The sequence below is a fragment of the Acinetobacter sp. SwsAc2 genome (assembly GCF_013391465.1).
Lineage (GTDB): Bacteria > Pseudomonadota > Gammaproteobacteria > Pseudomonadales > Moraxellaceae > Acinetobacter > Acinetobacter johnsonii.
Genome location: NZ_JACBEZ010000052.1, coordinates 1 through 13,450 on the forward strand (window position 1 = coordinate 1; position 13,450 = coordinate 13,450).

The window sequence follows — 13,450 nt, forward strand, 5'->3', positions numbered from 1 at the left end:
TAACTATGACGGATTGACTACTAACTATGACGGATTGACTACTCAATTATGACGGATTGACTACCAACTATGACAAGTATATAGTTGTCATATATAAAAGAAAATCAATGGTTTTATTTTGGATAAGAATCAAATTGTTAAATCAAATCAAGTTATAGAAGCTTCCTATCAATTAAGTGCCGTAGAACAGCGTATCGTCTTAGCAGCTATTTCACGTATTCCGAAAAGCCAGCCTATTACTGATGATGAGTTATACCCTGTAAGCGTTAATGAACTACAGTTATTAGGAGTACATGAAAAAACCGCATACAGAGACTTAAAAGAAGGAATTAATAGACTTTATGAAAGATCTATTAATCTTAGTATTGATGATAAATCTATAAAAATGAGGTGGGTACAAGAGATCCAGTTTTTGGATAGTCAAAGTATCATTGGTATTCGTTTTTCAAAACCTATCTTGCCCTTCATATCTAATTTAAGTAGAGAATTTACTAAGTATGCTCTATCAGATATTGCAGGGATCAATAGTGGATATGGTATTCGTATTTATGAGTTATTGGTGCAATACAGACAAATAGGTAAGCGTGAAATCTCTGTTGAGAGCTTACGAAGGATGTTGGAGCTTGGCAAAAAATACCCTCTATTTGCAGATTTCAAAAAACGGGTAATTGATACTGCTGTAGACCAAATAAATGAATGCAGCCCATTAAGCGTTTCCTATGAGCAGAAAAAAACTGGTCGTAAAGTTACCCATATTCTTTTTTCATTTAAAGAAAAATCAAAAAGCATCAATCAACAGAACGAACAAGATAAGGTTTATAAACTAACAGATGCTCAAATCAATATGTTTGGCAATCAGCTTTCTCGCTTACATGAGTTATCTCATTTAGCGGCTCAAGGAGAAAGCTATGATGTACTGGCATCAAGAATAAAAGAAATGCTTAGAGATCCAATACAACAAAAGCAATTTATTCCTCATCTAAGGAACTTAGGTTTTAAAGGGTGAAGTTTGATTGTGTATGTAGCGGTTGACTGTTCCTTAATGTATCTTAGTTCACATAATAGACAACCTAAATTACAACATGAAATCACTATCTGTTATTGAGCTGTCAAACCTCTATGGAATGACTCGTCAAGCCGTTTATAAACAAATAAATAAAGGTAATTTAAGTAAGAATAGCGATGGTAAAATTGATCTTTCTGAAGCTATTCGGGTCTTTGGTGAACCATCTAAGCATGTAAACAGTTCACAGACAACCGAAACACGAAAGTTGTCAGAAGTTCACCTACTTGAACAACAGGTTCACATGCTTCAAAAACAGCTAGAACAGGCTCATGACCGTGAGAAATTTCAACGAGATGAATTAAAAGCTAAGAATGATCAGTTACATGTTAAGGACGAACAAATTGAGGCAATGCAACGTCTATTAGAAGCTCCAAAGACTAATATGACTACGTTTACCGATCAGAAACCTAGCCAAGATATAGCAACGGATCCTCGGTCAGAACCTGAGCTGAAACATGACGGATTGACTACTCCGGAACAAACGGAAAATAAGCGGATTCCAGTACCCGAGCACATTGAACAGGAACCGGAAAAAAGAGGCTTTTGGAGCCGTTTTTTTAGACCCTATGATTAACCACGATTGTTTAACTGATATGAACAAAGTTGTGAAACATTGATCAAATAATAGGCGTGGAACGTGAAAAATCATAAAAAAAGCCCACCAGAGGGTATGTGGGCTAAAATCATGTAACTACAGCATTGATTTCTATAGATAATTATAACGCATTTCGTATAAGGTGTATTATGTTAATTGTAGAAAAACTACATTTATATAATTTTTTAACTTAATCCTGTAAGTTATTTTTTAGGCTCTATTTTTATAAATTATTCTTATTTAAGTGCTTGAAATTTATTTTAAAGAACAAATATATAGCTTTTATTAAATTATAATTGGGGGGGAGGATGAATCAAGAAGAACTACTTCGAGAAAGTATTATTGATACGCAACTCACTGTTCGTGCTATTGACGTTAAAGCTGGATTTTTTCTTGTTTTTCTGTGTCTGCCATTGAGTCAAATGGATAAAATCACAGCTGGATTACATACTTTAATTAAGCATCATGATTTTTGGCTACTATTAATCATATTTGATTTTATGTTATGGACAATTGGTCTTTTACTTTTAGTATTTTCAGTTTTTCCTTTAAATAATCCAAAAGATTCGATTGATTTTGATGGTTATCAAAATCATCCTAAAGGTTTTTTCTTTGGTGGATATCTATTCTCCAAATTAGGTTTTTGGTCAGCACTTAATATTTTACATATTCCAAAAACTTCTACCAAATTTGTCCAAGAAAAAAATTATGTGGATTCTTTGACTAGTGAAAATATTAAAGATGAATTGCTATTTGAACGTATGAAGTTAATTTCTATTAGAGACTTAAAGATTAAGAGATTACAAAAAGCTCTTTTTACTACAGTATTTTGGGTGGTGATAAGTTTTGTAATTTGGTTAGCAGTGATTATTGTGAAATAGAGAGAAAAGAATTGAATCATTTATTAGGTTTAACCCAACTAGAATATATCCAACTACAAAACAAAGTAACAACTGTTTGTCGTTATAGTTTAGATGAAGCGGAAAATGAGTGGGAATATACAGAAGCAGGACAAAAGCTTGTCGAAAAATCGGCCTCTTTGGAAAATAGAAATGAAAGTTTAGTGATACTTGATAGTGCAATACCTTCAAACATTCCAGGACATGATTTGGTAGATAAGGCAAAAATCAGTGATTTTATTGCATTAGTTTGTGATATCAGGAAGTCCACACAACGCTTAAGTACAAATTTAGTTGATGCTAGAGTTAATGGTATTCAAAGGGTTTTTTATGAAACTTCAGCACTTTTACCAAGTTTGGAAGTAGTAATTGATCATTTCAGCGGTTCGGTTACAGAATATTTAGGTGATGGTGTTTTAGGTTTTTTCCCTTATTTAAACGATGATGATTTATATAACTCTTATTATGCATCAATTGGTTGTATGGAAATGGTTAGAACTATCGTAAATTCAGAGATAAAGAGTAGATACAATTTACCGCCACTTGATATAGGAATTGGAATGGCATGTGGTCCTGCTATGGTAAGAAAAGTAGCAAAAAAACATGTAAAAGCATTTGGAAGATGTGTTTGGACAGCTAGTAAACTGTCTGGTGGAACAAATTTAATTCTTATTGATGATATTTTACGAGGCAAGTGGCCATCAAGTCAAAATGGTGCAATTAACTTTAGAACTAAACAATTAAGTAAGAATGTTGAGGGTTATAAGTTATATCCACAATAAATAATTAATAATCTGAGACACCATCTATCTGGTGTCTTTTTTATTTAACATAAAATCTCTTATACAAATCCCTAATTTTTTGATGACAAATAATATTTTCAATGAGCAGTATCACAATCATAAATAATTATTTTCTCCAAAAACTTATTTTTGTTCTTAATGATATTATTTTTATCTCTGGAGCTAAAAATTTGTTAAATGCACTTTTAATTTTTTTCGCTGCAAGCTGTATCTTAGCTTATAACTATAAAAAAATTAGCTTATCTAAAAATCAAGTTCGCTCTTCAAGTACCAAATTTTTATATGAAAATATAAACTATATTGTTGCTTTTATTGCTTATGGTATTGTTATTTATAGCCTTTAACTTTTAGCTAAAATTAGTTATAAAGAAAATAACATTTATGAAATGTTAGTTGTCTCAACATTTTTAACTATATTGACTCTTTCAAAATCTTATTTTTTCAGTCCATTTGGATTAAGACGTTTAAAATAAAAACCCCGACATTCTATCGGGGTTTTTATTTAAGAAGATGACAACTATATCTAACTAAATATTTGTCCATCTTTTAGCTTTTTAATATTTTTAAACAAATAAAATATAGCTAATATAATAATGATAACGGGTACAAAACTTATTTCTAATTTAAGTACTTTATTTAACCCTGAAATTAAAAAAGCTATACCGAATAATATTTCTAATCCATCCCAATCAAGATCTTTTAATGACTTAACCAAATTTACTAAAAGGATCAAACTACCAGCTACAATAAACATAGATCCTTCTGGAAGGAAATTTGGAATTAGATAAGAAATTCCAAAAAATATTAAAAAAACAGCTAAACCAATAGCGCCATATACTGTTGATTTATCTTTTGAACTACTATTTTCCATATGTTTCCTCCTAAATTTAATTTTTTAAATTAAGGCTAAAGTTCTTCTTCTAACTTAAGCCGTTTTATGGTTTTTTCGATGCTGTTTCAAAAGCTGTTCTGCCTCATGCAACTTGTTTTCAAGCTCTTCATTAGCTTTCATGAGTTCTCGATACATTACTTTTTTTTCAGCATCCACAAATCTTTTAAGAACTTCACGCATTAATGCTTGATATCCTAATTTTTGAGCTGAGCCAATCTCTTTTAGATCGGTAATTAAATCCTTCGGCAAACGAATAGAGATCATCTGCATATTGCTAGATTTATTTAAAATTTCATGAAAATTTGCAGGAACGGGGGAAGATTTTGAAAAATTAGGATCTGCTCCCAATTCTCTACTTTCCCATAGATTTGCATCATCTAGCTCAAGAGACTCTATTACTTGAACTTGATCTTTATTTTTCATATATCTACCTAACTATTTAATCGTGTTAGCTACACGGCACTTGTAAAAGTGCTTCTGGAATGGATAAAACTGAAGAGTTTTTTGTTCAGTTTCTAAGACACTCTAAAAAGTGTGCAACATCACTTTTTAGAGTGTCTTTTAAGTTATTTAGCTTTGAAGAACATTTCAATTTCGGCCTTATTAGGCTCAAAGGCTGATTTAATTGCAAATTTTTGTCTATCTTCATAAAACATAAAACATATTTTCAATAACCGCCCCGAATCCGTTTCACTAATGAACCATTTTGTTGAAGGATCAGTTCGATGTTCTTCACGTTCATCTTCTAAAAACTGGCTACCATTAAAGTTAAGAAAGCATTGCTCTACTTCTGCGGGTACTACATTGTGCTTGTCTGCTAACTTTTGTCGCACACGAGCTGAAATTAAGAATGGGTCATCATTTTCACCGGACATTTATACTAACACTCCTCAAAGAGAATATATATACATTTTGTATATACAATATGTATATCAATATCTACTTTTTTAGTTAAATAGTCAATTAAACACCGGGAATTATTGGCTGTAAATTAGTCATTTACAGCAAAAAATATAAAATATTGTATATACAAAATATATATACGTTCTTTTTCTCTGCTGTTCAACTTTTTTTAAAAATATTTTTTGACTTAACATAAAATCTCTTATTCGAAATCTGAATTTTCCACTAAATATCCACCCATTTAACATAATAGAGCTTATACGAAATGCATATAAAAATAGTTTTATATTTCAAAAAGTTATGCTATAAAAAATTGGGACGCAAAACCTAAAAAACCGACTTGGAAACAAGTCGGCTTTTTTATGAACAGTTTTGATAGTTCTTGCCAATAAATCTGACTAAAAATTACGCTTTTCAGCTTGAGTGATACAATTTTGTGATACATTATTGTATATACAAATTTGAATGTTTTTTATGGGACAGTATTTCGAATGGGATGAGGCAAAGAATCGAAAGAATCAGAAAAAGCACGATGTCTCTTTCGAAACAGCAAGCCTTGTTTTTGATGATCCATTAAGGATCTCAATCCAAGACAGACATACCGATGGTGAAGAACGTTGGCAAACCATTGGAAAAGTAAAAGGCGTACTAATGCTCTTAGTAGCTCACACCATCTTTGATGAAGATGACTGTGAAATCATACGAATCATTAGTGCAAGGCAAGTCACCAAAGCGGAGCGAGATAGATATGAGCATGGTTAGATACTCACGCAAAGAACTGAATGAAAAATTCAGCGACAAGCAAGATGCTGAAATTCAACGCTTGCTTGCTAAGGGAACGGTTCCTGACGATCAGCTAGATCTCTCAGATATGCCTGAAATTACCGACTGGAGTAATGCTGTACGCCACAATCAATTCTATCGTCCAGTAAAGCAACAAACATCTATTCGTTTAGATGCTGACGTACTTGCATGGTTTAAAGCTCAAGGCAAAGGCTATCAAACACGAATGAATGAAATTTTGCGGGATGCTATGCTCAAAGAATTAAAAAATCATCAGTAAAAATGGGAGCTTAAGCTCCCATTTTTGACTTCGCATAAGGTGTATTATGTTAATTTTAGAAAATATTAAAGATAAGGTTTAATAATTTCATAAATTGATGTTCCAATATTATCTTTGAGTTCCTTAGGATCTGTCGATATTTGTGAATCAATAATATTTTTTGGTAAATCTTCAAATTTAGAGACAATATACTTTGCGTCATAATTACTTTTGCTAGTATATCTTTTAGAAACTTTTTTCAACTCATTATCCAAAGCATGAGGCATATACTTTACTCTTGATTTTGGTCTAATTCTTTTATTCTCAAAAGCCAAATCTCTATCTAAATGATTGATATCATTCAAATGTAATAAAAGGAAAATTTCAAAACAAGGATTTGATATGCCAAGGCTGTACCCATTCTTTTCAGAAATTTCTAAGACTTCATCATACTGATACTCTTTAAAGCTTTGCTTATCCCTATCAATAATTATTAGAATTTTATCAATTCCATGCTCAAATCCTTTTAATTCTACTATGGCATTTAACATTTCTAATGGCTTATCTTTAACCAATGCTAAGTTACCAAATAAAATTTGATAATTTTCATCACCAATCAATTGATGTATAAGATTAAGCTTTTCTTGAAGTCCTTCTAATGTCGATTCTGTTTCTGTAAGAATTTCTTCTTTGATAACACCTATTTGGTGGATCACGTCCTCATTTAAATTAGTAGTTAATTTAAAATATGTATCAATCGATTTAACTACAATTAGCTGATGAGACTTTGTACCATCTTCCCTATCTAGAAAAACTATTTCACCTAAAATTTTATCAACAAATGCATTCTTAAATTCACGGATATAAAGCCCTTCAGTTTCAGCCCCTTCCACAACAAAAAATAGTTTAGGTTTCGGCGCTTTCGGCTCTTCTACATCCCTAGCTTGGCTAGGAGCTTTATTTGTAAGTCTAAATCCCACAGTTTTCTCATTTAATTATTAAAAAACTTGAACTTAGGAATACTACCATAACGACCATCTAAATATGCTGTCATAATGTCCTTATCAAACCGAGTTTTAAACTCTTCTAATGAGTATATTTTACTTTCTCCAATATCATTTTTTTCTACAAACCAGATTTCATCTCGTCTCATAATATTCAAATCTAAAATTCGATCTTCATGAGTAGAAACAATCAGCTGTGATTTGTTCTCTATTGAAAGATATTTTTTAACAAAATTAAATGTAAGATTTGGATGTAAACTGCGATCTAGCTCATCAACAACGAATATTTTTTCATTTTTATTTTTAATAATATCGTAAAGTTCCAGCAATCTTACAGTACCGTCAGATTCCTCACCTAAAGTATAATATTCACCATCCATATAATGGCAAAACTTAATAACTCTAAAGTTAATATCACCATCAATGTTAACTTTTATAGAATATAAGTTATTCTCAGTTCGCATCATTGCTGAGAATTCTCTAATATTTTTATCTATTTTTTCAATTTTCTGTATATTATCTTGAAGATATTGAAGTTTTTCATCCACATCCTCTTTTACGAAATCAATAAATTTTGGATCTTCAACTTTGTATATTTCATCGAGTTGAATATCTTCTACATGTATACCTGTAATTCCTGTACCAAAATCTTTTAAAAAATTTTCAATAGATTCATCACTTTCTTCTAAATAAGTTAGGCTACGATCTGCCGCTTGCGTAGGAGATATAACTTCAAGTTTTCTCTCAAACCAGAAGAATACTTTATTAAAAATAAATGCTTTACTATCTTTAGAAAAATCACTTTTCGTATCATTCAAGAAATGTAGGAATAAACTTTCATCATGTTTTTTTAACTCTTTAAAATCTTCTACATAAGTAAGCAGCCTAGCTCTATCTCTAGCACTATTAGTTAAATTATCAATATCAATTTCTAATTTTTTAGTTTCATATTCCATCGTGAATAAAGGAAATTCTTCTTCTCCTTTAATTTCATACATCCATTCTTTTTTCAGTTCTCCTTTGGATAACAAAATAGAAAAACCATAGGAATAAATTACTTTATTAATAATAATTTCATATTCAAAACTGGATTCTAAATCTTTATTGATAATATTAGTTCTACAATAAGATTTTTTATGAACAATATTTAATTCATTTTCAGTAATACACTGCTTTGAAAATTTAATTGCTTTGATAATATTAGATTTTCCAGCACCGTTCGCACCATAGATAGTAGAGAATTTTAGAAGATCTAAAGCTGGCGTAGTGTAGACATGATTAGGATGCTGTCTAGTTTTTCCTTTTACTAAAGATAAAGTATTCAACTCGGCAAAAGAAAGAAAATTTAGGACTCGAAAATTAGCTAACATATCTGTATGTGATTTTTTCACTTATAATAGGTAAGAATCTAAACTATTCTATATAAAAAGCAATTTTTTTTAATCTAAAAGTGACCAAATCACCTATTTAACATAAAATCTCATCTACGAAATGCAGCTGTTAGCACCCAATTAAATCTTTAATTGGATTCACATCAAATACTCTATTGACCACGATAAGCTCGAACTTTCTCAAAAATTGGATAAAAGTCCAGACCATCATCCTTCATATCTGAAATTACGACTGCAATTACTGCAATCGTAGTGGGCACTTTACCGTTCTTTTTATAGTTGGTAATTGAATTTGCGTTCATATCTAAAAGCGCTGCAAATTCTTTAATAGAAAGGCCAGACTTACCTATAAGTCTTTGAAATTCTTCGTAAGGCATAGTTTTAAAAGCAGAATTGTTTTGATGAAAAAGTATAGCACAGATCATTTATTTACATTTAAACACATAAATAATGTTATTAACACATTATTTATGTGTTTAAATAATCTTATCAAGCAATTTTACTCTTTTGATAGGACTTGTTTTTATGAACCATTTCGTACAGCCCAAGCTTCTTATTTCTTCTCAAGCAAAAAAGATTGGATTGGCATTAATTAACGATCTTGAACTTTGTATAACAGCACGATTGGCTTTTTATCTGGATGTAAATCCTTCCTATGACGGCCATGAGGCAACATTCATTTGGATCGAATATTTTTTACAAGATCACCCTCAAGCCGAATTTTCTGAAGTTAGAGAAGCCTTTCTACAACTTATCCCAGGATGTTAAACGATGATAATGAAATCTGTATTTTATGAGTCAAATACAGATTTCAAATTCTCTTTTTTATAAGACTATGAATTAAATTTTCTCAAATAACTCTGCAGCAATCTTCCTAGCTAAATTATCTTTATCAACATCTAGTTCTGATAAATCTATAGCATATTGAATTGCCTCACGACCTGCGATTTCCATAGGTCCATAGTCATCATAATCCTCACCTGTATAAGCATTGTAGGCTCTAAAATCATCCTGCGTGAAATCAACTCCACACATTTGAGCTAAGTAGATGTATAACCATGCTTCTCCATGATTTTTGAAAATTTCTTCATACAGGAAGTATTCAATAGCACTCGTATCACCTCGATTACACAAGTACAGAATCTGGTTGTAAACTGTTTCCTTGTCTGCATCCAAATTAATTTCATGAAGATTTATAGGTGATTTTTTAATATAAGATTCAAAGTGTTCCGCTTGCTTTATGTATTCTTCATACTTTTCTTTATTTTTCTTAGTCTCATCAGAATTGATATATTTTTGTTTATTATTGTCCCAACGACTTCCAAAATTTGAGCCATGTCGACCATAAGGGGCTATCTGATTTGCTAAATAACGATAGTAGGCCCCGAGTAGAGCATAAGCATCAGCATTCTCACGATCTTGCGCATAAGATAAAATCTTCTCAAAAATAGCCCCAATTTTTGAAAACTCGAAATAATTACCTCCAAGTTCTAGGTCATCCACCTTACCATTTTCAAAATTGATATAACTTAATTCCTCTCTTACAGCATTGAAGTTAATAACTTCTAAATTAAGCCATAAAAGTTCTCGATAGACTGTTTTAGAAATCGACAAATAAAACTCTTCTAAGGCATCTAACTTAAGTAAAACCTTAAGTCTTATAATAATTTTTCTAATCTGCTCCAATAGAACATTACCTTCATAATCATCCCAATGAAGATCATCTTCACTATAATTTAGATAATCTGTTTCAGGCGGATTTTCCAATATTTCTAGAGTTAGAGCATCAACCAATTCGTGCTGATAATACTCTTCAGAATCATCATATTGAGCTTCAAGTAATAGATTTTGAGCAACAAAAGAGCTATAAGTCTTATAGTCTTGATCTAAAGCAATCAATTCATAGATATGTGAACGGCTAATCTTTACTGAATGCTGATCCAGAATTTTATTAGATAGTTGAAATGCGAATTCTTGAATAGACATAATTTTCTCTACTTTCAACTCTAAACTCTTTATACAAAGAATCCTTGGTGTCATAAGACTTCTAGCAGCGCATGTTTAAATGCTAAGAACCAAACGAGTTGATACTTAAGAAAATTAAATTTTGGATATAGCTTTAAAAATTAAACCTATAATTTTTTTATCCCTTTTCTACTCATGCGCAAGTACGGTAGGCGACCTTATTTTTAAAATAATAAATTTCGCATAAATTTACAATTGCCAAAATAGAAAAGTCCACTAAAAAGCGGACAGTCAAAAAATTCATTCTTTTTCAGACCTACTTTTTATCTTTTTTTGAGCATCTATAATCGCTAAATCGAGAAGCGTTAAAGTTTGTCCTTTAAAGCTATATGCTGTCAGCTGATGGAGAACCTCAAAAACTAGCTCATGTTTTTCTGTTAATGTTAGATCCAGAGCCCACACATTCGTATAAAGTTTGGATTGCCGAAACTTCCCTGAAAAACGTCTATCAGTTCTAATTCTGCGTAACAATTTTTCAGGATCTAAACTTTCATCATTGTTTACTTTATAAATACCTAAAACACCGCCACCAACTTCAAACTTACGTTGATTTTCAGCTTTACGCTTTTTTCCAGCATCCTTCTTCTGAATCTGACTCAAATACAGCTCTAAGTCACTATATTCAAGCTTTTGTGCTTTAAAATTCAGATAACGCGTACACATCATTTTCAGAATATTCACTTCAGCAGGATCTAGATCTTCCTTCTGATAACGTTGGTACAGCTCTAGGAATTTCTCTTCATACTCTGTGTGATGAAAATTTTGAGAAAGCTCATCAAACAACAACTGAAGCTTCAAATGTTCCCGATATGGTTTTAGCGCTTCTTTCACCAAAATCTGCTGAGCTTCAGACAACATTTCAAAATTAAAATCTTCAGCTTGTAGTGCATCAATGACCTGATTTTGAAGTTCCGAGCGAGGATCCTTCTCTAATAGAAACTCAACGAAAGCATGTAACTCTGCCATTTGTAAAAGTTGAGAAGGTCTACCACGCTTTTTTGCTTTTTCCTGAGTCATATCAACTACCGCCAAATTTTCAGAACTGCTACCGATTCAAACATGGTTTTACCATATTTGAATCGGGCAGTCTGAAAAGAATTATTTAAATAAAAAATAAAATTTCTTGAAAAGAATTTTTATTTTTTATTTAAATAATTCGCACTTGACAGTTTCTCTTGATCAGAGAAACTAGTACGCAATGGGGCGATTCCCCCTTGACCCCCTTCAACCTGATTTTTCCAGCCATTGAGGCATTCCAAAATCAGGACATTTTTAATTCCGTTTCACTACATAAAAATGAAAATCCGCAGAGAATGTAAACATGGCCAGCTACCATTTCAGTGTTAAAAGCAAAAATAAAGGTTATGCCATGGGCCATTACCTCTACATTGCCCGATTGATGCAATACGAAAACGTCCGCAAAAAAAGTGATGAACTTTTAGAATCCGTTGAACTTGGCAAATGCATGCCGTCCTGGGTGAAAGATCCGATTGAGTTTTGGCAAGCCGCTGATACTTATGAGCGAGCGAATGCCAAAGTCTATATGGAGTATGAAATTGCCCTCCCCAACGAATTCACGCCAGACCAGCGTAAAACGCTCATAGAGACGTTTTTAGACAAACATATAGCTCCACAGCAATATCCGCATTCATACGCCATACACAACGTTAAATCGCGTCTCAGTGGCGAAGAACAGCCCCATTGCCACCTCATGTTCTCCCTCAAAGCTGATGACGGCATTGAACGCACAGCCGAACAATACTTCAAACGCTACAATCCTCAAGATCCGGCTAAAGGCGGCGCCAAAAAAATCCAGCTGCAGGATGGCCACGCAGACTATTCCACATTCTTACTGCACATCCGCAAAGCCTGGGAAAATCACCTCAATGATGCTTTGGCCGAGCACTGCCCTACTGTGACCTACCAGATCAACGGCCAAGATATCACCATCAAGAACCAAGTATCAGCCGACAACTATGAGAAATACAATGAGATCCACGGCACCTTGTATCTCCCGGAACCCAAATTAGGTGCTGGAAAACAGAATGAAACTGTGGAATACCTGGTTGAGATCCAGAAAATTCGGCAGCACAATGCCAACGAGCGAGAAATGGAACAAAAGCAGCAGGTACTAAAACATGAACCTTTCTATTCATGCTTGAATGAGCCCTATAACTCACTCGAAGTCATGTATTACCTTAACCATTTAGCCAAAAAGGCCAAAAACAAAAAAGAACTCGAACAAGACTTTAACGAAATTATTAAAACACAAAAGCCAAAACTTCAGGATGAGCACTGGAACCTGAGCCGAATGGATAACCAGCTTCAAAACTCACTTTGTTACCCAGATCCACAAGTTGATTTCAAGCCATTAATAGGCTTAAAACCACAGATGGAAGCGAAGCCGGTTATTCAAGAGAACAAAGTATCTGAAACTATTAGACCATCGACACAACCAAAACCAAAAAATAATGATTATGATTTTGGTGGTCCTTAAAATTAAGGCCTTCCTCTATACCTCATAGGTATGTAAAGAGCGAGTGTCTACGAGCGAACTGAATACATCAAAATTTCGGCTGGTTTTTCCTTGATTACAAGCTTCCTATCCATTAATTACGGTCAGATTAGAGCGTCCCGAAGGGCGCGAACTGCTTGAAAATGCTTCTAGACCGAGCGAAGCGAGTAAAAAAGCTTTATGAGCGTAGCGAATTCCGAGTTGCTTTGCTTTTTCTTAAAGTCACAACTGGATGATCCAAAAAATTGCCCCACGAATCGAGCGAAAGCGAGATTCAATAGAGTTTGAGCGTAGCGAAAACCAAGGGCAATTTTT

17 protein-coding genes are annotated in these 13,450 nt (G+C 32.8%); 9 read left to right on the top strand and 8 right to left on the bottom strand.

The window, feature by feature from the left end; genetic code table 11:
- Positions 1-118 precede the first annotated feature (118 nt).
- The 5 genes from repM (at position 119) to HYI04_RS15920 (ending at position 3,707) form a co-directional block, all read left to right on the top strand.
- The gene (gene repM / locus HYI04_RS15900; RefSeq protein ID WP_120371411.1) at positions 119-1,006 is read left to right on the top strand and encodes a replication initiation protein RepM; all 888 of its coding nucleotides are present in this window, start codon (positions 119-121) and stop codon (positions 1,004-1,006) included.
- Between the two features lie 76 nt (positions 1,007-1,082).
- Entirely contained in the window at positions 1,083-1,640 is a 558-nt protein-coding gene (locus HYI04_RS15905) for a plasmid replication DNA-binding protein (protein ID WP_178896372.1), read from the top strand.
- Positions 1,641-1,969: 329 nt separating this feature from the next.
- Positions 1,970-2,542: a hypothetical protein gene (locus HYI04_RS15910; RefSeq protein WP_005249315.1), complete on the top strand. Its 573-nt coding sequence runs from the start codon at positions 1,970-1,972 to the stop codon at positions 2,540-2,542.
- A gap of 11 nt (positions 2,543-2,553) precedes the next feature.
- Positions 2,554-3,342, top strand: a complete 789-nt coding sequence (locus tag HYI04_RS15915) for a hypothetical protein (RefSeq protein ID WP_058870600.1) — start codon at positions 2,554-2,556, stop codon at positions 3,340-3,342.
- Between the two features lie 101 nt (positions 3,343-3,443).
- Positions 3,444-3,707 carry a hypothetical protein gene (locus HYI04_RS15920; protein WP_178896373.1) on the top strand — a complete coding sequence of 88 codons (264 nt, stop codon included), beginning with the start codon at positions 3,444-3,446 and terminating at the stop codon, positions 3,705-3,707.
- A 179-nt stretch (positions 3,708-3,886) separates the two neighbouring features.
- Here the strand turns inward: HYI04_RS15920 and HYI04_RS15925 are convergent, their stop codons facing one another.
- The 3 genes from HYI04_RS15925 to HYI04_RS15935 all read right to left on the bottom strand — a co-directional run bounded on the left by HYI04_RS15925 (position 3,887) and on the right by HYI04_RS15935 (position 5,130).
- On the bottom strand, positions 3,887-4,234 hold the full coding sequence (locus HYI04_RS15925; RefSeq protein ID WP_058870607.1) for a hypothetical protein: 348 nt from the start codon (positions 4,232-4,234) through the stop codon (positions 3,887-3,889).
- Positions 4,235-4,288: 54 nt separating this feature from the next.
- Positions 4,289-4,678, bottom strand: coding sequence for a CopG family antitoxin (locus HYI04_RS15930; protein ID WP_005249306.1), 390 nt, complete (start codon positions 4,676-4,678; stop codon positions 4,289-4,291).
- Between the two features lie 143 nt (positions 4,679-4,821).
- Positions 4,822-5,130, bottom strand: a complete 309-nt coding sequence (locus HYI04_RS15935) for a hypothetical protein (protein WP_005249304.1) — start codon at positions 5,128-5,130, stop codon at positions 4,822-4,824.
- 502 nt (positions 5,131-5,632) lie between these two features.
- On the opposite strand from HYI04_RS15935, the gene HYI04_RS15940 reads away from it, so the two are divergent.
- Entirely contained in the window at positions 5,633-5,920 is a 288-nt protein-coding gene (locus tag HYI04_RS15940) for a BrnT family toxin (protein WP_178896374.1), read from the top strand.
- The gene (locus HYI04_RS15945; RefSeq protein WP_005098515.1) at positions 5,907-6,221 is read left to right on the top strand and encodes a BrnA antitoxin family protein; all 315 of its coding nucleotides are present in this window, start codon (positions 5,907-5,909) and stop codon (positions 6,219-6,221) included. The genes HYI04_RS15940 and HYI04_RS15945 overlap by 14 nt, the downstream gene beginning before the upstream one ends.
- Before the next feature lie 65 nt (positions 6,222-6,286).
- Here the strand turns inward: HYI04_RS15945 and HYI04_RS15950 are convergent, their stop codons facing one another.
- The 3 genes from HYI04_RS15950 to HYI04_RS15960 all read right to left on the bottom strand — a co-directional run bounded on the left by HYI04_RS15950 (position 6,287) and on the right by HYI04_RS15960 (position 8,972).
- Complete coding sequence (locus tag HYI04_RS15950; RefSeq protein ID WP_161417595.1) at positions 6,287-7,180, bottom strand: RloB family protein; 894 nt, start codon at positions 7,178-7,180, stop codon at positions 6,287-6,289.
- Between the two features lie 11 nt (positions 7,181-7,191).
- Positions 7,192-8,595, bottom strand: coding sequence for an AAA family ATPase (locus HYI04_RS15955; RefSeq protein ID WP_161417596.1), 1,404 nt, complete (start codon positions 8,593-8,595; stop codon positions 7,192-7,194).
- 152 nt (positions 8,596-8,747) lie between these two features.
- Positions 8,748-8,972, bottom strand: coding sequence for a hypothetical protein (locus tag HYI04_RS15960; RefSeq protein WP_005401979.1), 225 nt, complete (start codon positions 8,970-8,972; stop codon positions 8,748-8,750).
- Between the two features lie 148 nt (positions 8,973-9,120).
- Between HYI04_RS15960 and HYI04_RS15965 the strand changes: the two genes are divergently transcribed.
- The gene (locus HYI04_RS15965) at positions 9,121-9,363 is read left to right on the top strand and encodes a hypothetical protein (protein ID WP_001015364.1); all 243 of its coding nucleotides are present in this window, start codon (positions 9,121-9,123) and stop codon (positions 9,361-9,363) included.
- Between the two features lie 72 nt (positions 9,364-9,435).
- Here the strand turns inward: HYI04_RS15965 and HYI04_RS15970 are convergent, their stop codons facing one another.
- Positions 9,436-10,635 carry a hypothetical protein gene (locus HYI04_RS15970; protein WP_178896375.1) on the bottom strand — a complete coding sequence of 400 codons (1,200 nt, stop codon included), beginning with the start codon at positions 10,633-10,635 and terminating at the stop codon, positions 9,436-9,438.
- A gap of 225 nt (positions 10,636-10,860) precedes the next feature.
- Complete coding sequence (locus HYI04_RS15975; RefSeq protein ID WP_120371420.1) at positions 10,861-11,637, bottom strand: hypothetical protein; 777 nt, start codon at positions 11,635-11,637, stop codon at positions 10,861-10,863.
- A 304-nt stretch (positions 11,638-11,941) separates the two neighbouring features.
- Here HYI04_RS15975 and HYI04_RS15980 point away from each other — a divergent pair, with 304 nt between their 5' ends.
- Entirely contained in the window at positions 11,942-13,117 is a 1,176-nt protein-coding gene (locus HYI04_RS15980; protein ID WP_178896376.1) for a MobA/MobL family protein, read from the top strand.
- The last annotated feature ends 333 nt before the right edge of the window (positions 13,118-13,450 follow it).